Origin of the sequence: Streptomyces aidingensis (assembly GCF_900112355.1) — a bacterium.
Classification (GTDB): domain Bacteria; phylum Actinomycetota; class Actinomycetes; order Streptomycetales; family Streptomycetaceae; genus Streptomyces; species Streptomyces aidingensis.
In genome coordinates this window covers 160242-180566 of record NZ_FOLM01000008.1, presented here as the reverse complement: position 1 = coordinate 180566, position 20325 = coordinate 160242, and the positions used below count along the sequence as shown (strand labels likewise).

20 protein-coding genes are annotated in these 20325 nt (G+C 73.6%); 5 read left to right on the top strand and 15 right to left on the bottom strand.

The window, feature by feature from the left end; genetic code table 11:
• The first annotated feature begins 326 nt into the window (after positions 1–326).
• The 4 genes from BM242_RS16175 (at position 327) to whiG (ending at position 4752) form a co-directional block, all read left to right on the top strand.
• Positions 327–824, top strand: coding sequence for a YraN family protein (locus tag BM242_RS16175; RefSeq protein WP_093839639.1), 498 nt, complete (start codon positions 327–329; stop codon positions 822–824).
• Positions 824–2425 carry a YifB family Mg chelatase-like AAA ATPase gene (locus BM242_RS16170; protein ID WP_093839538.1) on the top strand — a complete coding sequence of 534 codons (1602 nt, stop codon included), beginning with the start codon at positions 824–826 and terminating at the stop codon, positions 2423–2425. The genes BM242_RS16175 and BM242_RS16170 overlap by 1 nt, the downstream gene beginning before the upstream one ends.
• Before the next feature lie 59 nt (positions 2426–2484).
• The gene (dprA, locus tag BM242_RS16165; RefSeq protein ID WP_245834177.1) at positions 2485–3675 is read left to right on the top strand and encodes a DNA-processing protein DprA; all 1191 of its coding nucleotides are present in this window, start codon (positions 2485–2487) and stop codon (positions 3673–3675) included.
• A 234-nt stretch (positions 3676–3909) separates the two neighbouring features.
• Positions 3910–4752, top strand: coding sequence for an RNA polymerase sigma factor WhiG (gene whiG, locus BM242_RS16160; protein WP_093839536.1), 843 nt, complete (start codon positions 3910–3912; stop codon positions 4750–4752).
• On the opposite strand, the gene BM242_RS16155 is transcribed toward whiG, so the two are convergent.
• From BM242_RS16155 to proS, 13 genes are all read right to left on the bottom strand, one after another.
• A complete protein-coding gene (locus tag BM242_RS16155; RefSeq protein WP_093839535.1) occupies positions 4688–5479 on the bottom strand; it encodes a murein hydrolase activator EnvC family protein in 792 nt (263 codons plus the stop codon). The two genes, whiG and BM242_RS16155, sit on opposite strands and share 65 nt — an antisense overlap.
• 114 nt (positions 5480–5593) lie before the next feature.
• Entirely contained in the window at positions 5594–5920 is a 327-nt protein-coding gene (locus tag BM242_RS16150) for a DUF2469 domain-containing protein (protein WP_093839534.1), read from the bottom strand.
• A 112-nt stretch (positions 5921–6032) separates the two neighbouring features.
• Positions 6033–6755 carry a signal peptidase I gene (gene lepB / locus BM242_RS16145; protein ID WP_093839533.1) on the bottom strand — a complete coding sequence of 241 codons (723 nt, stop codon included), beginning with the start codon at positions 6753–6755 and terminating at the stop codon, positions 6033–6035.
• A 119-nt stretch (positions 6756–6874) separates the two neighbouring features.
• A complete protein-coding gene (gene lepB / locus BM242_RS16140; protein WP_245834142.1) occupies positions 6875–7981 on the bottom strand; it encodes a signal peptidase I in 1107 nt (368 codons plus the stop codon).
• Between the two features lie 194 nt (positions 7982–8175).
• Positions 8176–8997: a signal peptidase I gene (lepB, locus tag BM242_RS16135; RefSeq protein WP_093839532.1), complete on the bottom strand. Its 822-nt coding sequence runs from the start codon at positions 8995–8997 to the stop codon at positions 8176–8178.
• Positions 8990–9688: a signal peptidase I gene (lepB, locus tag BM242_RS16130; protein WP_425443868.1), complete on the bottom strand. Its 699-nt coding sequence runs from the start codon at positions 9686–9688 to the stop codon at positions 8990–8992. Before lepB (BM242_RS16130) ends, lepB (BM242_RS16135) begins: the two co-directional genes overlap by 8 nt.
• A gap of 115 nt (positions 9689–9803) precedes the next feature.
• On the bottom strand, positions 9804–10151 hold the full coding sequence (gene rplS / locus BM242_RS16125) for a 50S ribosomal protein L19 (protein ID WP_093839530.1): 348 nt from the start codon (positions 10149–10151) through the stop codon (positions 9804–9806).
• Positions 10152–10307: 156 nt separating this feature from the next.
• A complete protein-coding gene (gene trmD / locus BM242_RS16120; protein ID WP_093839529.1) occupies positions 10308–11129 on the bottom strand; it encodes a tRNA (guanosine(37)-N1)-methyltransferase TrmD in 822 nt (273 codons plus the stop codon).
• On the bottom strand, positions 11129–11686 hold the full coding sequence (rimM, locus tag BM242_RS16115) for a ribosome maturation factor RimM (RefSeq protein WP_093839528.1): 558 nt from the start codon (positions 11684–11686) through the stop codon (positions 11129–11131). The genes trmD and rimM overlap by 1 nt, the downstream gene beginning before the upstream one ends.
• Positions 11687–11817: 131 nt before the next feature.
• Entirely contained in the window at positions 11818–12054 is a 237-nt protein-coding gene (locus BM242_RS16110) for an RNA-binding protein (RefSeq protein WP_093839527.1), read from the bottom strand.
• Between the two features lie 2 nt (positions 12055–12056).
• Positions 12057–12515 (bottom strand): 30S ribosomal protein S16, encoded by a 459-nt coding sequence (rpsP, locus tag BM242_RS16105; RefSeq protein WP_093839526.1) that lies wholly within the window; start codon positions 12513–12515, stop codon positions 12057–12059.
• Between the two features lie 267 nt (positions 12516–12782).
• Positions 12783–13391, bottom strand: a complete 609-nt coding sequence (locus tag BM242_RS16100) for a hypothetical protein (protein ID WP_245834140.1) — start codon at positions 13389–13391, stop codon at positions 12783–12785.
• A 269-nt stretch (positions 13392–13660) separates the two neighbouring features.
• Complete coding sequence (proS, locus tag BM242_RS16095; RefSeq protein ID WP_093839524.1) at positions 13661–15076, bottom strand: proline--tRNA ligase; 1416 nt, start codon at positions 15074–15076, stop codon at positions 13661–13663.
• Positions 15077–15261: 185 nt separating this feature from the next.
• Between proS and BM242_RS16090 the strand changes: the two genes are divergently transcribed.
• The gene (locus BM242_RS16090) at positions 15262–16098 is read left to right on the top strand and encodes a methyltransferase (protein WP_093839523.1); all 837 of its coding nucleotides are present in this window, start codon (positions 15262–15264) and stop codon (positions 16096–16098) included.
• A 15-nt stretch (positions 16099–16113) separates the two neighbouring features.
• On the opposite strand, the gene ffh is transcribed toward BM242_RS16090, so the two are convergent.
• Positions 16114–17670 (bottom strand): signal recognition particle protein, encoded by a 1557-nt coding sequence (gene ffh / locus BM242_RS16085; protein ID WP_093839522.1) that lies wholly within the window; start codon positions 17668–17670, stop codon positions 16114–16116.
• Positions 17671–17731: 61 nt separating this feature from the next.
• Complete coding sequence (locus BM242_RS16080; RefSeq protein WP_093839637.1) at positions 17732–20290, bottom strand: [protein-PII] uridylyltransferase; 2559 nt, start codon at positions 20288–20290, stop codon at positions 17732–17734.
• Between the last annotated feature and the right edge of the window lie 35 nt (positions 20291–20325).

Sequence of the window (20325 nt, the reverse complement as noted above, 5' to 3'; positions counted from 1 at the left end):
GGTACGCAGCCGCCGTGCGGACCGGTTCCGGCCGCCGGCGGCGGGGCATGCGAGGTCGATCCGGAGCCCGGATCGCCACCCAGAAGTGTACGGGACCCCGGACGCGCCGGGCGACACGGCAAAGCCGGACCGCCCGGCGCGGCTGACCACCGGAAACACTTCCCCGTCCGGCGGCGGATTGCCCCTGCCGGCCGGAAGATGCCGAAGTTCTCCGCGACCGCCCGGTTTTCCACAGCCCTCGCGCACTCCCGCCCCCTTCCCGCACTCTCGGTACAGGAGTCGTGATCACCGGCGGTCACCGGATCGCCACGGAGGGGGAGCTGTTGATGCCGTCGCACACCGGAGACCACGCCCGGCGCACCGCCGGGGAGGAGGCGGCCGAGAAGGCGGCCGCGGAGGCCGCGCGGCGGCGGCGGGAGCGGCAGCGCTCCGCCGCCGCGCTCGGCAGATACGGCGAGCGGCTGGCCGTGCGGCGGCTGCGGGAGGCCGGGCTGGCCGTGCTGGACCGCAACTGGCGCTGTGCCGAGGGGGAGCTGGACATCGTGGCCCGGGAGGACGCCCCGGCCGGCGGCCGGTCGGCCGGGCCGGTGGTGGTGGTCTGCGAGGTGAAGACCCGCCGGGCGGGCGGGCCGCAGCATCCGATGGCCGGGGTCGGCCCGGCAAAGGCCGAGCGGCTGCGCCGCCTGGCTGCCCGCTGGCTCGCCGAGCGCTGGCTGCCCGCCCATGGCTCGCCCCCGCCGGGCGGGGTGCGGATCGATCTGATCGGGGTGCTGCTGCCGGACCGCGGGCCGGCCGTGGTGCAGCACGCGAGGGGGGCCGCCTGATGGGCTTCGCCCGCACCTGCTCGGTCGCGCTGGCCGGGGTGGACGGCCTGGTGGTGGAGGTCCAGGCGGATCTGGAGCCGGGCGTGGCCGGCTTCTCCCTGGTCGGCCTGGCCGACAAATCGCTCAGCGAGAGCCGGGACCGGGTACGTTCCGCGGTGATCAACTCCGGTGTGGAGTGGCCGCAGCGCAAGCTCACGGTCGGGCTGAGCCCGGCCGCGGTGCCCAAGTCGGGCAGCGGCTTCGATCTGGCCATCGCCGCCGCGGTGCTGGCCGCGGCCGGGCGGATCGCCCCGCCGTCGCTGGCCGGGCTGGTGATGCTCGGGGAGCTCGGCCTGGACGGCCGGGTGCGTCCGGTGCGCGGGGTGCTGCCCGCCGTGCTGGCCGCCGCAGAGGCCGGCTACCGCCAGGTGGTGGTGGCCGAGGCGACCGCGGCCGAGGCCGCCCTGGTGCCGGACATGGCGGTACTTGGCGTGCGCACCCTGCGCCAGATGATCGCGGTGCTCGCCGGGGAGGAGGTGCCCGAGGAGGAGTCGCCGCCCGGCCCGGCCGGCGTCCCCGACCCGGCGCTGACCGGGCTGCCCGCTCCGGGCCGCGGCTACGCCGGTCCCGCCCCCGAGCGCCTCCCGGATCTGGCCGATGTGGCGGGCCAGCACACCGCCCGCCGGGCCCTGGAGATCGCCGCGGCGGGGCGGCACCATCTGTTCCTCAAGGGGGCGCCGGGCGCGGGCAAGACCATGCTGGCCGAGCGGCTGCCCGGCCTGCTGCCGCCGCTGACCCGCCAGGAGTCACTGGAGGTCACCGCGATCCATTCGGTGGACGGCTCGCTGCCGCCGGGCCGTCCGCTGATCGACCGGGCGCCCTACTGCGCCCCGCACCACTCGGCCTCGATGGCGGCGCTGATCGGGGGCGGCACCGGCTTCCCCCGGCCCGGCGCGGCCTCGCTGGCCCACCACGGGGTGCTGTTTCTGGACGAGGCCGCCGAGATGGGCGGCCAGGCGCTGGACGCGCTGCGCCAGCCGCTGGAGTCCGGCCAGGTGACGGTGGCCCGGGCGGCCGGAGTGATGCGGCTGCCCGCCTGCTTCCTGCTGGTGCTGGCGGCCAATCCCTGCCCCTGCGGACGGTTCGGCAGCCGCAACGGAGGATGCGACTGCGCGCCGGGCACGGTGCGCCGCTACCGCTCGCGGCTGTCCGGTCCGCTGCTGGACCGGATCGATCTGCGGGTCCCGGTGGAGCCGGTGGGCCGGGCCGAGCTGCTGGCGGCGGCGGCGCGGGCGGAGTCCACCGCCGTGGTGGCGGACCGGGTGCTGGCCGCCCGGGAACGCGCCGCCGCCCGCTATGCCGGCACCCCGTGGCGGGTCAACGCCGAGGTGCCGGGGCATGAGCTGCGCACCCGCTGGGCCCCGTCGCCGGGCGCGCTGGCCCGCGCCGAGCAGGACATGGACCGCGGCCTGCTCAGCGCCCGCGGCCTGGACCGGGTGCTGCGGGTGGCCTGGACGGTGGCCGATCTGGCCGGCCATGACCGCCCCGGCGCCGCTGATGTCGACGCCGCACTGGCCCTGCGCACCGGCAACCCCTACCGCCATCCCCTTCCCCGGTCCTGATCCCCTCCGGACCCGGACCAGGACCGACCATGACCACTGGAACGAGGAGCGTACCGATGATGCCCGGACCCGGGAGCGGCCGTGGTGAGCGGCCGGTGGCGCAGGAGGGGGAGCGGCTCGCCCGGGCGGCGTTGTGCCGGATCGGCGAGCCGGGCGACGAGGCCATGGGCCGGTGGCTGGACGCGCTCGGTCCCGAGGAGGTGTGGCGGGCGCTGCGGGACGGCCGGCGGCTGCCCGAGGTCTCCGACGCGCGGTGGGCCGGGCTGCTGCTGCGTGCCGCGCGCACCGATCCGGTGCGCGATCTGGCGACCGCCGCGGCCTGCGGAGCCCGCCTGGTCTGCCCCGGGGACCCGGAGTGGCCCAGCCAGCTCGACGATCTCGGCCCGGCGCGGCCGGTGGCCCTGTGGGTGCGCGGTGCTCCCTCGGCGCGCTTCCTGGCCCTGCGCTCGGTCTCCCTGGTCGGGGCCCGCGCCTGCACCGACTACGGCAGCCATGTGGCCACCGAACTGGCCGCGGGGCTCGGCGAGCGGGGCTGGACGGTGGTCTCCGGCGCCGCCTACGGCATCGACGCCGCGGCGCACCGGGGCGCGCTGGCCACCGGCGGCCCGACCGTCGCCGTGCTGGCCTGCGGGGTGGATGTGTGCTACCCGCCACGGCACCGGGAGCTGCTCACCCGGATCGCCGAACAGGGACTGGTGATCGCCGAGTTGCCGCCGGGTGACCACCCCACCCGGCATCGTTTCCTGCAGCGGAACCGGGTGCTGGCGGCGCTCACCCGGGGCACGGTGGTGGTGGAGGCGGCCGTGCGCAGCGGCGCCCTGGTCACCGCCCGGCACGCCCGCCGGCTGCACCGCCAGGTGATGGGGGTGCCCGGGCCGGTCTGTTCGGCCCAGTCGCACGGTGTGCACCAGCTCCTGCGCGACGGCGCCTGCCTGGTGACCGCCGCCGACGAGATCACCGAACTCACCGGCGCCATGGGGGAGCTGGCCGGGCAGCGGCCGGGGCCGCTGCTGGCCCGGGACCTGCTGTCCGAGGCCGGCGCCCGGGTCCTGGAGGCGCTGCCCGCCCGGGGCACCGCCGCACCGCTGCGGGAGATCGCCGCGGGCGCCTGCACGGCCGAGCCGGACGCGCTCGCCCGGCTGCACGAGCTGCGCGCCCTGGGCTTTGTCGAACGACTGGGCGAGGAGTGGCGGCTCAGCGCGCCTCCGGGGCGCGCATCGGCGGCGCACACCACGGAAATCCATGGATGATCACACCGGAACGCGTAGGGAGGAACGTATCTGCGCAGGATTGATCCGCCGCCAGATGCGCAACGCGATGCGGATGTCACGCTACGCTCACATCAGTCCGGCTGTTGTCCCGCAGTCCTCGCAGTCCTCGCAGTCCTCGCAGTTCCCCCAGTTCCCCCAGCCCTCCCAGGACCACAGAACCGCTTATCACCCGCATCACCCGCACAGAACGCGCAGAACGGCTCAAGGCGACGTATGCCCCAGCACTCCCCCGTCCCCCGGCCATCGGCTCCCGAAGCACCGGCCGAGGCACCGGGGTCCGTCCCCCGTTCCTCGCCCGCATCGCTCCAGGAGCTGTGGCACGCCTACAAGACCACCGGGGACAGCCGCCTCCGGGAGCAGCTCATCCTGCACTACTCGCCGCTGGTGAAATATGTCGCCGGCCGGGTCAGCGTCGGCCTGCCCGCCAATATCGAGCAGGCGGACTTCGTCTCCTCCGGGGTCTTCGGCCTGATCGACGCCATCGAGAAGTTCGACCCCGGCCGGGCCATCAAGTTCGAGACCTACGCCATCACCCGCATCCGCGGCGCCATGATCGACGAGCTGCGCGCCCTGGACTGGATCCCCCGCTCGGTGCGGCAGAAGGCCCGCGCCGCGGAACGCGCCTACGCCACCCTGGAGGCGTCGCTGCGCCGCACGCCCACCGAGGCGGAGGTGGCCCGGGAGATGAACATCGACGTGGAGGAGCTCCAGGCGCTGTTCAGCCAGCTCTCCCTGGCCAACATGGTGGCCCTGGAGGAACTGCTGCACGCCGGCGGCGAGGGCGGTGACCGGCTGAGCCTGATGGACACCCTGGAGGACACCAGCGCGGACAACCCCGTGGAGGTCGCCGAGGACCGGGAGCTGAGACAGCTCCTGGCCCGGGCGATCAACACCCTCCCGGCCCGGGAGAAGACCGTGGTGACCCTGTACTACTACGAAGGGCTGACCCTTGCCGAGATCGGCCAGGTGCTGGGGGTCACCGAGAGCCGGGTCAGCCAGATCCACACCAAGTCCGTGCTCCAGTTGCGCGCCAAGCTCGCCGACGTCGGCGGCTGACGCGGGCCGCGCCCAGCAGCACGGCCGGCCCGGCCGCCGCCAGCAGCAGCACCGCCCCCGGGTGCGGCCCGGGGCCCGCGGCAGCCGCCGGGGCGGTGCCGGCCGCGCCGGGCGGCACGGGCAGGGAGAGAAAGGGCACCAGAGCGGCCGGCCCCCGGCGCAGCAGGGCCAGCGGATCGAGATACTCCGGGTGCTCGTCCCCCGGCTGCCCGGGCCGGTCCCGCAGCAGCCCCCAGTGCAGACAGGGCCCGGCGCAGTGGTACGGCCCCTCGCCCACGACCCCGATCACCTGCCCGGCCGTCACCCGTTCCCCCATGGCGACGGCCGGCTCCACCGGCTCCAGTGTGGTGCGCAGCCCGGCGCCGTCCCCCGCACCGTCCAGCACAATGGTGATCACCCCGCGTCCGGCGACCCGGCCGGCGAAGCCGATCCGGCCGCCCACCGGTGCGGTCACCGCCGCGCCGGGCGACGCGCCGAGATCCACCCCGCGGTGCCCGGACTGCCAGGGCTCGGGCGGCGGCCGGAAGGGCCGGAGCACGGCGGGCGGTGCCCCGTCCCGCGCCACCGGCCAGTGGCGCCCGTCCGGCTCCGCCGCCACGGCCGCCGCCGAGGACACCCGCGGCGGCAGAACGGCCGGCAGCAGCGGAAGAAGAACGAGGAAGAGGACGAGGAAAAGGACGAGGAAGAAGAAGAGGAGCGGCGGGCAAAGCGGGCGACGCGGGTTCATGGCAGCAGCATGAGGGCTGCCCGGCCCGCATGGGGACGCCTGTGGACAACGGGCGGCCCGCGCGGAACCGTGTCATCCGTTCCGGTGAACCAGGCGGGCCGGCCCCCGGCGGGCTCAGGAACCGCCGAAGCCGGAATCCTCCGGAAGGTCGAGCTCATTGCGGTTGAGCTCCTCGATGTTCACGTCCTTGAAGGTAAGAACCCTGACCTTCTTCACAAACCGGGCGGGCCGGTACATGTCCCACACCCAGGCGTCCGCCATGGTGATTTCGAAGAACACCTCGCCCTGTACCGAGTGCACCTGCATCTCATAGTCATTGGTGAGGTAGAAGCGACGCTCGGTCTCGATCACATAGGTGAACAACCCGACCACGTCGCGGTACTCCCGGTAGAGCTTGAGCTCCATCTCGGTTTCGTACTTTTCGAGGTCCTCGGCGCTCATGGCGTGATCCCCTTCAGCCGCTGGTTTCCCCATTGTGCGACACCGGGCGGCGCGCCACGCCGGACTCGCGGGTCTGCCGCCCGGCACCCGGGCGGGAAGGGCCGCCCGCCGGTCAGCGTGCCGCCCTGCGTCGCCGCAGGCCACGGGAGACCGGGCCGTACACCGCGCCGGCCAGGATCAGCGCCGCCCCGACCGCCGTGGCCAGCAGGATCGGCCGCAGCGGCCCGTCCGGCGAGGTGCTGCCCGGCAGGTCGTCGAAGGCACCGGCGCCGGGAATGGTGCCGATCCGTTCCGGGGGCCAGACCACCGCCTCCACCCGGGCCGACACCGCTTCCGCCGGCACAGTGCCGGTGGTCTCCTCCCCCAGCAGCCGGGTCAGCGAGTCGATGGAGTTCAGCCGGTCGTCACCGAGCAGAAAGAGCTCCCCCTCGGGCACCTCGGCCGAGAAGGAGTAGGGTGCCGCCGCCTGTCCGTCCGGCAGATAGGGCTCGTCCACCGGAATGCCGTTGACCGACAGTCTTCCCCGGTCGTCACAGCAGGCCACGGTGTCCCCGCCGAGGGCCACCGCCCGCTTGAGCATCGGCACATCGCCCCAGGTCTCGTCACGGAAGACCACCACATCGCCGCGGTGCACCTCGTCGCCGCCGATCCGGTGCGCCAGCACCCGGTCGCCGGCGGAGACCGTGGGTGCCATGGAGTCGGTGGGCACCTCGTAGGGCTGGTAGAGGATCGCGGCCAGCACAAAACCGCCCAGAAACAGCACACAGCCCACGGCCACGGCCGTATTGGCCAGTACGGCCCCGAGCCGCACCCGCGGGCGCCGGGCTGTGCTCATCACGTCCTCCCGGTGATCGGCGGTCAGACGCGACCCTACCCATCCCGCACGCCGGCGGCAGCACCGGGGAAGAGCCCAGCCGGCGGGACATCCGCCGCCGCCCGCGGCCGGGCGCGGGCTCAGCGGCTCCCGTCGGCCGCCGCGGCGGCGCGCAGCAGCCTGCGGCGGTGCCACGCCACCAGCGGTACGGCCCCGGCCAGGCCCAGCACCCCCGGCGCGGCGCCCGCCAGCGCCGCCGGCACGTCCTCATAGGCGTCCGGCACGGACAGATAGGACCATCGGTTCGGCGGCCAGGCCACCACGATGGCCCGGCCCACCACATCGTTCTCGGAGATGGTGCCGCCGCCCGGCCCCGCGGTGTGGTAGCGGGAGTCCTGCGACTCCTGCCGGTGATCGCCCATCACCCACAGCCGCCCCTCGGGGATGGTGATCGGCCCGAAGGGCTTGTCGTCGCAGGGCGTGTTCCCGGGATAGACGAAGTCGCTCTCGTCCATCGGCTTGCCGTTGACCGTCACGGGCCCGCCCCGCACGCACTCCACGGTGTCCCCGCCGACCGCGATCACCCGCTTGATCAGATCCTGCTCCTCGGCGGAGGGCATCAGACCGATGAAGCTCAGGCCGTCCTGCATGGTGCCCCAGAAGCCGCCGCCGGAGTCGGGGCGGTCCCCCAGCCAGTTCCCCGGGTCGTGAAAGACGATCACCTCGCCGCGCTCCGGCGTGCTGCCGAACCACGGGGTGAGCTTGTCGACCAGCACCCGGTCCCCGCGCTGCAGCGTGTTCTGCATGGAGTCCGAGGGGATGGAGAACGCCTGCACCAGGAAGGTCTTGATGAGCAGCGCCAGCACCAGGGCGATCAGGATCAGGATCGGCAGTTCCTTCCAGAAGGACCGCTGCGCGGGCCGGCGGCGCCGCCGGCCCCGGCCCGGCGCGCCCTCGGGCCCGCCGTCCGCCTCCCCGTCCCCCTCGTTCTCGCCGCCGCCGTCCCCGCCGTCCCCGTCGTCCCGGCCGCCGGCTCCGCCGCCCTGGCCGCCCTGCGGCCCGGGACGGCGCTGCGCCCCCGGGGCGTCCTCCGGCCGGGATCCGGCTCCGTCCGCGGCGGCACGGCCGTGCTCCTGGTCCGCCGCCGACTGTGGGGGCCGGCCGACGGGCTCGACGGCGGTCGTCCCCGGCCGCTCCTCGGGCTCCCCGGCCGATCCGGCACGCGCGCCGACTGCCACATCCCCCACGATGTCTCCTCACGCTTGCTCACGCTGCGTCCGGGCCCGCCCTGGGGGGAACGAACCCATGTGCTTCCGCTGCTGCTTCCGCCGCTTCCCTTCCACTCTCCCTAACGAGCGGGAGTTCCGCAGGAACCGGGAACCGCGGACATTTCTCCGCGCCGGCCCCGCGGGGAAGTACGGCAGGCCCCGGACGGGATCGGTCAGGGGTCGGGCACCGCCGAGAAAGCCGATGTCCCGTCCAGTCCCGCCCAGTGAGCATACGGCCAGGCGATGACCACCGCGCGGCCGACCACCAGGTCGACCGGCACCGTGCCGTCCCCGGGGTCGTCGAGGTGGTAGCGGGAGTCGGAGGAGTTGGAGCGGTGGTCGCCCATCACAAAGATCCGGCCCGGTGCCACCTGCACCTCGAACTCGATCAGCGAGGGGGCGTCGCCGGGATAGATGTAGGGCTCGTCCACCGAGACCCCGTTGACCGTGACCCGGCCCTGCTCGTCGCAGCAGGCCACGGTGTCGCCGCCGACCGCGATCACCCGCTTGATCAGATCCTGCTCATCGTCCTTGGGCAGCAGGCCCACCCAGGTCAGGGCCGTGCGCGCCTTCTCGATCACCAGCGGCTCGTCGCCCCGCTCGGTCTGCTGCGGATCGGACGCCAGCCAGCCGCCCGGGTCACGGAAGACCACCACCTCGCCGCGCTGCGGCTCCCAGCCGAACCACGGGGTGAACTTGTCCACCAGCACCCGGTCGTCGATCCGGATGGTCATCTCCATGGATCCGGACGGGATCACGAACGCCTGCACCAGGAAGGTCTTGATCAGCAGGGCGATGCCCAGCGCTATCCCGACCAGCAGGGGTATCTCCCGGGTGGCGCGCAGCCGCCGGCGGCGCCGGATGCGCTTGGCGGCGCGGCGCCGCGCGGCCCGGCCCTCGCCCGGCCCGCGCAGGGTCACCGGGCGCGGGTGCTGTTCGTCTGCCGGGCGCACGCGGACCGGGGCGGCGTGGCGCGGCTTGCCCCGCTTACCCATTGCCCCGCAGCGTTCCCCAGCGGCTGATCGGCCATCCGATGAATTCGGCGCGGCCGATCACCCGGTCCTCGGGTACGGTCCCGCCCCCGGGCATGCCGAGGTACTCCCGGGAGTCGGCTGAGTCGGAACGGTGGTCACCCATCACCCAGAGCCTTCCCTCCGGAACCCGGATGTCAAAAGTAACTGTGGAAGGCATGTCTCCCGGATACAGATACGGTTCGTCCAGCGGTTCACCGTTCACCCGGATTCGTCCCTGGGCGTCGCAGCAACTCACCCGGTCGCCGCCGATGCCGATCACCCGTTTGATGTAGTCGGTCTCATGCGGCTCGGCCAGCCCCACCGACGCCCCGGCGGTGCGCAGTATCCGCAGCAGCTGTCCCTCGGAGTCGTCGCGCGGCGCCGCGAACGAACCGGCGCCGTCGAAGACCACGACGTCCCCCCGCCGGATCTCGCCGCCGAAGCTGTAGGCCAGCTTGTTCACCAGCACCCGGTCGCCCACTTCGAGGGTGTCCTCCATCGATCCGCTGGGGATCCGGAACGGCTGGAGGACATAGGTGCCGAACAGGAACAGCGCCAGGGCGGTGCAGGCCAGCGCCACCGACCAGCGCCGGATCCGTCGGCGGTGGCGGCCCAGGAACCGCATCAGGGCCGCCCCTGTCCCCTGTGCCGCGCCGTCCACCGGACGAAACACGGAGCGCGACTCCGGGCACCTGTCCTCATCGGGACGAGGGCCGGAATCGCGCTCCGGGCGGTCTGCGTCGGTCGCGGTCACGCCGTGATGGTAACCGGGAGGTGTCGGAATTCCGTCAGCGCTCGCGCTTCTCCTTGATCTTCGCGGCCTTTCCGCGCAGCTCACGCAGGTAGTACAGCTTGGCGCGCCGGACGGCACCGCGTGTCACCAGCTCGATCTTCTCGACCACCGGCGTGTGCACCGGGAAGGTGCGCTCCACGCCCACGCCGAAGCTGATCTTGCGCACAGTGAAGGTCTCGCGCACACCCGAGCCCTGACGGCGGATGACCACGCCCTTGAACTGCTGCACCCGGGAGCGGTTGCCCTCGATGACTCGCACATGGACGTTGACGGTGTCGCCCGGGCGGAAGGCCGGGATGTCGCTGCGCAGGGATGCCGCGTCGACGCTGTCCAGGAGGTTCATGACCTGCTGCTCTCCTCGCCGATGCCACAGGTCATCAGCGGTAGTGGTCGAAAGGTTTGCCAAAGCCTGCGAGAGGTTGGTCTCTCACGATGCCGGAAGCCGGGCGGGCGCCGATCCCCCTGTGGCAGGGTCGCGCTCCGGGCGTGCGGCAACGGCCTATTCTTCCACGGCCCCGGGGACTCGCCCAAATCGGCCGTCCGGTCCGGGCCGCCAGCCCAGCGCGGCCAGGGTCGCGAGATCGTGCTTGTCCAGGGCCGCCGGGTCGCAGCCGGCGATCAGGTCCGGCCGGTGCGCGGCGGTGCGGCGCAGCGCCTCGTCCCGGCGCCACCGGGCGATCCTGCCGTGGTGGCCGCTGACCAGTACCTCGGGCACCTCCCGGCCCCGCCACACCGGAGGCTTGGTGTACACCGGGCCCTCCAGCAGACCGGCCATGGCACCGGGGGCGAAGGAGTCGTCCCGGTGTGATTCGGCATTGCCGAGCACGCCGGGCAGCAGCCGGGCGATCGCCTCGGTCATCACCAGGACCGCGGCCTCCCCGCCCGCCAGCACATAGTCGCCGATGGAGACCTCGTGCAGCTCCAGCCGGTGCCGGTACTCCTCGATGACCCGGCGGTCGATGCCCTCGTAGCGGGCCGGGGTGAAGATCAGCCAGGAGCGGGCGGCGAGTTCCCCGGCCAGCCGCTGGGTGAACGGCCGCCCGCTGGGGGTGGGCACCACCAGCACCGGTTCGCCCGCGCCGGCCGCGGCGCCCTCGGCCAGCACCGCGTCCAGGGCCTCGCCCCACGGGCCGGGCTTCATCACCATGCCCGGACCGCCGCCGTAGGGCGTGTCGTCCACGGTGTGGTGCCGGTCATGGGTCCACTGCCGCAGATCGTGCACCCGGACGTCCAGCGCCCCGCGGGCCCGGGCCTTGCCGACCAGGGACAGCTCCAGCGGCGCCAGATACTCCGGGAAGATGGAGATCACCTCGAACCGCATCAGCGCTCCCCGTCGTTGCCGTCGCCGGAGGTGTCCGGTGCGGGCGGTTCCTCCTCGATCAGGCCGGCCGGCGGGTCGATGACCGCGCGCTGCCCCTGAAGATCGATCTCCGGCACGATCTCCTCGACGAACGGCACCATCACTTCGCCCCCGCCGGGACGCTCCACCACCAGCAGGTCCTGGTACGGCAGATGGCTGACCTCGCCGATCCGCCCCACGGCGGTGCCGTCCACCGTGACCACATCGAGGCCGATGAGCTGGTGATCGTAGAACTCCTCGGGATCGTCCGGCAGTTCGTCCGGGTCGATCTCGGCGATCAGCAGGGTGTTGCGCAGCGCCTCGGCGGCGGTGCGGTCCGCCACCCCGGTGAAGCGCAGCAGCAGCCGCCCGCTGTGCACCCGGCCGGCGGCAATGGTCAGCGGCCCGGCCTCCGGCGGATCGGTGGCCAGCACGGCACCGGGCGCCAGCCGCCGCTCCGGTTCGTCGGTGCGCACCTCGACGGTGACCTCGCCCCTGATGCCATGGGCCCGGCCGATCCGGGCGACGACTAGCTGCACTGCTCCGATTCCTTCACTGGGTGGCCCACACGGTACGGGCCGGAGACGGCGGAGCGCCCGGCGGAAGTTCCGGCGGGGATTCCGATGCCTCCGGCCCGTGAGCCGATGTGCCGTTGCGGCCGGCGGACGCCTCAGTGGCTGTCCACGTCGACCAGGTCGATGCGCACACCACGGCCGCCTAGCGCGCCCATCACCGTGCGCAGCGAGCGGGCGGTCCGGCCGTTGCGGCCGATCACCTTGCCCAGATCGTCGGGGTGGACCCGGACCTGGAGCACCCGTCCGCGGCGCAGGGTGCGGGACGCCACCTGGACGTCGTCGGGATGTTCGACGATGCCCTTGACCAGATGCTCAAGGGCTTCCTCCAGCATCGTCAGCCCTCGGAAGACTCGGCCGCGGCCGGCTCGGCCTTCTTCTCGGCCTTGTCGGCCTTGTCGGCCTTGTCGGTCTTCTTGGCCTTCTGGGTGATGGCCTCGCCCTTGGACGAGTCACCCCCGGCCTCCTTGGCGGCGGCCTCGAACAGCGCCCGCTTGTCGGCCTTGGGCTCGGGCGTCTTCAGCGGCTCGGGAGCCGGCTCGCCCTTGAACTTCTGCCAGTCACCGGTCTTCTTGAAGATGGCCAGCACCGGCTCGGTCGGCTGTGCGCCCACGCCCAGCCAGTACTGGGCGCGCTCGCTGTCGACCTCGATGTGCGAGGGGTTGCGCATCGGGTGGTAGACGCCGATCTCCTCGATGGCCCGGCCGTCACGGCGGGTACGGGCGTCGGCGACGACAATGCGGTAGTGCGGCGACCGGATCTTGCCCAGACGCTTCAGCTTGATCTTGACTGCCACGGCTGTGGTGTCTCCTGCGTGTAGATAGAGGTGGGCCGCCTTCGGAGAGCCACGTGGGGAACAGTGGAGTCCGCTCCAGCCCGGCGGACGCGCCCGCCGCCGGAGAGAGGGGTCCGGTGCGGCAGACGAGTTCAGCGGCCCATTCTGCCATACCGCCGGAGCCCCGATCACCCGGGGGACGGCATGCGGACGGGCCCCCGGGGGCGCATCGGGTACGCACCGGGAGCCCGTCTCACCGGGCCGGCCGCCGCGCGGGCGGGCCGGCCCTCAGGCCGCCGCGCCGGCCGCCTCGGCGGGGACCGCCTCGGCGATCCGGAACGGCTGGTTGCAGGCACCGCAGACGATCGGGGCCTGGGCGAGCACCGAGGGCACGACGCGGACATTGCGCCCGCAGTCGCAGACCGCCTTGACCCGCACCCCGCCGCCGGAGGAGCCGTGCCGGGCGGCCGGGCCGCGGAAGCTCCGCTTGGTGTCGGAGCTGGTGGCCGCCAGATGCGCCTGGAGGGCGCGGTGCAGCCGCTCGGCCGTCATCCGGTACCGGCGGCGCGTCTCGGGAACCATCTTGACCAGCGAGAAACCGCTGCTCGGGTGTGGTTCTTCGGAATGGTCCAGGCCGAGTTCCTCGGCGATCGCCAGGAACCGGCGGTTGTGGTACCGGCCCGCCCGGGAGGTGTCCCGGACCCCACGGGCGGCGGCGATCCCGTGCACGGCCTCGTGCAGCAGTCGTTCGAAGGAGAGCTCCGTGCCACAGGCAGAGGAGGACTCTCCGATCAGGGATTCCGGCGCCGCCAGATCGGGCAGCTCCGGGTGGTGCCGCTGAATGTCGGCCCACGCCAGCGCCAGTTCGGCGGCCAGGACAGGTGGTGTCGTGCTCACGTCGGAAATAACGAACCAGCCCCCCTCAGTGTTCCGATTCCGGGCGGAATTCGCGGAAGTCACGGAAGTTTGCAATTACACGCCTAACCACGCCTACCGGTCAGTTCGCCACGAGGGCATGGCTTGCTCACCGGCAGCGGGAGGGGCTAGCACGTGGGGGGTACCGCAACCGCGCCCGGGACGGGGGTGCCGGCCGGACGCCGTACGGCGCGCTGGTGCTCCTTCGGCGCTCCCGCGCGGAACCGCTCCGCGCGGGGCCGACCGCGTCGTCAGTAGGCGCGGGCGACGATGGCGATGTTACCTGGCTGATCGTCCGAATTGGGCACCGACCCGTCTTCGGCGACCAGGCATCGGACGGATACGCCGTCCTCGGCCAGCCGGGCCTCGCCCGCCTCGCCCAGCACGGACCACGGGATACGCGCCCAGCCGCCCGCCTTCGCGGCCTCGCCGGCCTCCTCCACGGTGGCCACATCGCTGGTCAGGGCCGTGCGCCGGTCCCGGGAGCGGCGCAGCAGCAGCGCCTGGTCCTCCTCCAGCAGCGCGGGCAGGGTGGCGGCCAGGGCATCGATGGCCACCGGCTCCTTGCCGCCCGGGATGCGGCGCACCAGCATGGCGGTGCCCTGCTCCAGATCGCGCGGCCCCACCTCGATGCGCAGCGGCACGCCCTTGAGCTCCCAGTCCACGGCCCGGCGGCCGAAGGGCGTGTCGGTGCGGTCGTCCACCCGGACCCGGATGCCGGCCGCGGCCAGCCGGCCGGCGATCTCGCGCACCTTGGCCAGTACCGCTTCATCGCCCTTGACGGCGAGCACCACGGCCTGGACCGGGGCGAGGCGGGGCGGAATGCACAGGCCGTGGTCGTCCCCGTGGGACATGATCAGTCCGCCGACCATGCGGGTGGAGGTGCCCCAGGAGGTCTGCCAGACCAGCTTGCGCTCGCCGTCCGCGGCCAGATAGCGGGTGTCGAAGGCCTTGGCGAAGTTCTGGCCGAGTTCGTGGCTGGTGCCCATCTGGAGCGCCTTGCCGTCGCCCATCATGCCCTCCAGGGTGAGGGTGTTGATGGCGCCGGCGAAGCGCTCCCGCGGGGTCTTGCGGCCCAGCACCACGTCCACGGCGAGCACATTGACCATGAAATCGCCGTAGACCTCGCGATGGATCATGGCGGCGTAGTCGCGGGCGTCCTCATAGGTGGCGTGCGCGGTGTGGCCCTCCTGCCAGAGGAACTCACTCGTCCGGAGGAACACCCGGGGACGCATTTCCCAGCGCACCACATTGGCCCACTGATTGATCAGCAGCGGCAGGTCGCGGTAGCTCTGGACCCACTTGGAGAAGTAGTCGTTGATGATCGTCTCGGAGGTGGGCCGGACCACCACCGGCTCCTCCAGCTCCTTGCCGCCGCCGTGCGTGACCACGGCCAGCTCCGGGGCGAAGCCCTCGACGTGCTCGGCCTCCCGGGTCAGATAGGACTGCGGGATGAACAGCGGGAAATAGGCGTTGTCGGCGCCGGCCCGCTTGATCCGGGCGTCCATCTCGCCCTGCATCCGCTCCCACAGCCCGTAGCCGTACGGACGGATCACCATGGTGCCGCGGACCGGGCCGTTGTCGGCCAGCTCGGCCTTGCTGATCAGATCCTGGTACCAGCGGGGGAAATCCTCCGCCCGGGGCGTGAGTACGGGAGCCTTAGCCATGGCCGGAATGGTACGGGGCCATGGGGCAGAAGCGTGAATCCGGCCCCTTCGGCCCTCTGGACGACAGGAGCAAGCGGGAGTTATCTGGCATACAGGAGCGGAGGCAGCCATCCCGGAACCCGGCCGCCCGGCCGGACCGGGCTACCGCGAGGACCCTGGCCACGGGTCGATTGGGGCACGGTTCTATGACACCCACGCTGATCCACCACGACGAGACCAGGCCCTCCCGAGCCCGGGACTGGGCGGAGATCCAGGAGCGGATGTTCGTCCCGCTCTACGACGCGGTGTACGAGCGGCTGGCGGTCGGCCGGGAGACCAGGCTGCTGGAGCTGGGCTGCGGCACCGGGCTGGCCCTGCTGCGGGCGGCGGCCCGCGGGGCGCAGGTCACCGGCACGGACACCGATCCGGAGCGGCTGCGGCTGGCCCGGGAGCGGCTGCTGCCGGAGCCGGAGTGGGGTGGCCGGCGCTATCCGGCCCGGCTGCTGGCCGGCACCGTGCCGGAGCCCTCACCCGATCCGTTCACCCTGGTCACGGTGTTCGGCGCGCTGCCGGACGCCGAGGTGCTGCGCCGGGCGGCGGAGCTGGCCGCGCCCGGCACCCCGGTGGTGCTGACCGGGTGGGGTGCCCCGCAGGAGTGCGCGGTCACGGTGGCCCTGGGCGTGGGCGCCCGGCTGGCCGGCCGGCTGCCGCAGGACCGGCCCGGGATTCAGCCCGGGGTTCGGCCCGGGGACGGGCCCGGGGTCCCGCCGGAACCGCCGGGGGCCGAAGCGGTGGCGGCGCTGGCCCGTGAGGCCGGGCTGCACCCGTCCGACGGCGGCGAGGTGAGCTGCCCCTTCGGCTACCCCGGCCTCGCCTGTGCGCTGCGGGGACTGCTGGCGACCGGCAGCTTCGACAGCGCCGTACAGGCGGCCGGCCACGAACAGGTCGCCAAGGAACTCGCCGAATCCCTCCACCCCTATGTCAACCCGGACGGCACCGTCTGGCTCCCCAACACCCTCACCTATCTCATCGCCCACACCTAGGCCGGGTCGCGGGGGTTATTTGTCCTTGGGGAGGAAGTTGCGGAACTCCTCGGGGAGCTCGAAGGACTGCGCGTCGTCCGTGCCGGGGGCGCCGAACGCGGCGCCGGCCCGGCGCTCGGCGGCGGCCCGCTCCTCCTGCTGCCGCTTCAGCGGGTTGCCGCTGCGCCGCGCGCCCTTGCCCTTGCCCTTCTTCTGCTGCTTGCCCTGGCGGCGGCCGCCGCCGGGGCCCGGCATGCCCGGCATCCCGGGCATCCCCGGCACGCCGCCGCCCTGCGCCATCCGGGACATCATCTTGCGGGCCTCGAAGAAGCGCTCCACCAGATTCTTGACCGCGCTGACCTCGACCCCGGAGCCGCGGGCGATGCGGGCGCGGCGGGAGCCGTTGATGATCATCGGGTCCTGCCGCTCGCCCGGGGTCATGGACTTGATGATCGCGGCGGTGCGGTCCACGTCCCGCTCGTCCAGATTGTTGATCTGGTCCTTGATCTGCCCCATTCCCGGCATCATGCCGAGCAGCTTGGAGATCGAGCCCATCCTGCGGACCTGCTCCATCTGGGAGAGGAAGTCCTCCAGGGTGAATTCCTTGGGGCCCTTCGCCAGCTTGGCGGCCATCCGCTCGGCCTCTTGCCGGCTGAAGGTCTGCTCGGCCTTCTCGATCAGGCTGAGCACATCGCCCATGCCCAGGATCCGGGAGGCCATCCGGTCCGGGTGGAAGGCGTCGAATTCGTCCAGCTTCTCGCCGTTGGAGGCGAACATGATCTGCCGGCCGGTGACGTGGGCCACGGAGAGCGCGGCGCCGCCGCGGGCGTCGCCGTCGAGCTTGGAGAGCACCACGCCGTCGAAGCCGACGCCGTCCCGGAACGCCTCGGCGGTGGTCACCGCGTCCTGGCCGATCATGGCGTCGACCACGAACAGCACCTCGTCCGGGCTGACCGCGTCCCGGATGTCCGCGGCCTGCTCCATCATCTCCTGGTCGATGCCCAGGCGGCCGGCGGTGTCGACGATCACCACGTCGTACTGCTTGTCCCGCGCGTGGGCCAGGGAGTCCTTGGCGACCTGCACCGGATCGCCCACCCCGTTGCCCGGCTCAGGTGCGAAGACCGCGACCCCGGCCCGCTCGGCGACCACGGCGAGCTGGTTGACCGCGTTGGGGCGCTGCAGGTCGCAGGCGACCAGCACCGGGGTGTGGCCCTGCTGCTTGAGCCAGCGGCCCAGCTTGCCGGCCAGGGTGGTCTTGCCCGCGCCCTGGAGACCGGCCAGCATGATCACGGTCGGCGGCTGCTTGGCGAACCGCAGCCGCCGGGTCTCGCCGCCGAGGATGCGGACCAGTTCCTCGTTGACGATCTTGATGACCTGCTGGGCCGGATTGAGCGCCCGGGACACCTCGGCGCCGCGCGCCCGTTCCTTGACATGGCCGATGAAGGAGCGGACCACCGGCAGGGCGACGTCGGCCTCCAGCAGGGCGACCCGGATCTCCCGTGCCGTGGCATCGATATCCGCCTCGCTCAGGCGGCCCTTTCCCCGCAGGGATTTGAATGTGGCTGCAAGGCGGTCGGAAAGTGTGTCGAACACGGCGCTGGCGGGTCCTTCGTCATCGGGGGCGGGCACCGAGCGTCAACGTCGGCGGTGCCTTTCAGGGTACCGCCGCGAGCGCGCGCTCGACGTCGCGGGCGAGTCCGGCCGCCTTCTCCGGGGGCAGCGGCGCGCCGTCCGGTCCGGTGACGTAGAAGGCGTCCACCGCGTTGGCGCCGAGGGTGGACACATGGGCGCTGCGCACCCGGACGTTCTGCTCCTCCAGGGCCCGGCCGATGCGGTGCAGCAGGCCGGGGGCGTCCTGGGCGCGCACCTCCAGCACGGTGGCCAGCCGGGAGCCGAGCGGCGCCACGGTGACCCGGGGCGGCGGCGCCTGGAGCATGCGGCGCCGGCGGCGGCGCTGGGCCGTCTCGCGCTCGGCGAGCCGGCCCGCGATGTTGAGCGAGCCCTCCAGGGCGCGCACCAGGTCGGCGCGCAGCCGTTCGGCCTGCGGCAGTGAGCCGTACTCGGCGGCGACCCGCCAGTTGAGCAGCAGCACCTGTCCCTGCTCAGCCGGGTCGATCACCCGCAGCTCGGCGGAGCGCACGGTCAGCCGGTGCAGGGCCAGCACCCCGGCCAGTGCGGGCAGCACGCCGGGCTGGTCGGGCAGGGCGACCACCAGTTCCACGCCGACCGCCTCGGGCCGGCGCTCCGGCTCCCCGGCGGCGGTGTCCGAGCTGCCCGAGGTGTCGCCGGTGCCGACGGTGTCGCCGGCGGCCGGTGCCTCGGGGCGGGCCTGGAGGGAGAGCACCGGGGCGCCGGTGCGCAGCGCCTCCAGGGCCAGCCGCTCCACGGCGGCGGTGGGCTGCGGCGCGGGCGGGCCGCCGCCGGCCGCCTCGCCGCCACCGGTCTCCGGGCCGGTGAGTGCGTCGGCCACCCGCTTGGCCAGGTCGTCCACCAGCGAGGCACGCCAGGCCGACCAGGCGGCCGGCCCGGTGGCCAGGGCGTCGGCCTCGGTGAGGGCGTGCAGCAGCTCCAGGGTCTCCCGGCCGCCGACCACCGCGGCCACATGCTTGACGGTGGCCGGGTCGTCCAGATCGCGGCGGGTGGCGGTCTCCACCAGCAGCAGATGGTGGCGGACCAGCACGGCCAGGGTGGCGGCGTCCTCCTCGGTGAAGCCGATCCGGGCGGCCATGTCCCGGGCGATGGTCTCGCCGACCTCGCTGTGGTCCCCCGGCCAGCCCTTGCCGATGTCGTGCAGCAGGGCGGCGGTCAGCAGCAGGTCGGGGCGGGAGACCCGGCGGGTGAGGGCCGCGGCGCGCACCGCGGTCTCCACCAGATGACGGTCCACCGTCCAGCGGTGCACGGGATTGCGCTGCGGGCGGCAGCGGACCCGCTCCCAGTCGGGCAGCAGCCGGACCACCAGTCCGGCGGCGTCCATGGCCTCCCAGACCGGCACGGCGTCCCGGCCGGCGCCGAGCAGGGTGACGAATTCCTCGCGGGCCTCGGCCGGCCAGGGCACCGGCAGCGGCGCGGCGGACTCGGTGAGCCGGCGGACCGCGGGCAGCGCGAGCGGCAGCCCGGCCTGGGCGGCAGCCGCGGCGGCCCGCAGCGGCAGCACCGGGTCGCGCTCCGGGCGCGCGGCACGGGCCAGCACCACCTCGCCGTCCTGCTCCACCACGCCCTCGGCGAGCGGGGTGCGCTCGGTGACCGGCGCGGGGGCGCGGCCCCGGCTGCCCAGCAGGCCGCGCAGCCGGCGGCCCGGGCCGGAGCGGGTGCCGCGGGCCCGCAGCACCCGGCCGACCTCCCGCCAGGTCACCTCCGAGGCGTAGGCGATGGTGCGGGCGGCCTCGTAGACCCGGCGCAGCAGGGCGTCCGGATCGAGCAGTCCGAGCGCGTCGGCGACCTGCGGCTGGTCCTCCTGGGCCAGCCGGTCGGTGGCCCGGCCGGTGGTCAGATGCAGGGCGTCGCGCACATCGAGCAGGATGTTGCGGGCCTCCTCCAGCCCTTCGCGGGGGGCGTCGGCCAGCCAGGAGGCGGCCACGGCGCGCAGTGCCGTGATGTCGCGCAGGCCGCCGCGGGCCTCCTTGAGATCGGGTTCCAGGAGGAACGGCAGCTCGCCGTGGCGGCGGGCCCGGTCGCGGCCCATCTGATGCAGCTCGGGCAGCTTGGCGGGGGCCTCGGCGCGCCACTGGGCGAGCACGGCGCCGCGCAGTTCCTGGGTGAGGGTCCCGTCGCCGGCGATGTGCCGGGCGTCCAGCAGGCCGAGCTGGACCTTCAGGTCGTCGGCGGCCGTCTGCCGGACCTCTTCCGGGGTGCGCACCGAATGGTCCAGGGCCAGGCCCAGATCCCAGACGGGGTACCAGAGGCGGTCGGCCAGGGCGGCGACCGCCGGGCCGGCGGCGGACCTGCCGTCGTGCAGCAGGAGCAGGTCCAGGTCGCTGCGCGGGGAGAGTTCCGCGCGGCCGTAGCCGCCGACCGCGACCAGGGCGGCGCGCACGCCCCGGGGGGCCTCGCCGTACAGGCCGCACAGCCACTGGTCGGTGAGGCGGGCCAGCTCGGCACGGCGCGGCGGCCCGGTCTGCTCCCCCTCGGTGAGAAGGCGCAGCCGGGCCGCCGCGTAGGAGCCGTTGTGGCCCGTCTGGCCACCGGAACTGCTGCTTGTCGTCTCGGCGGTCATGCGGTCGTCGGCTCCCATGGTCGGTTCCGTGGTTG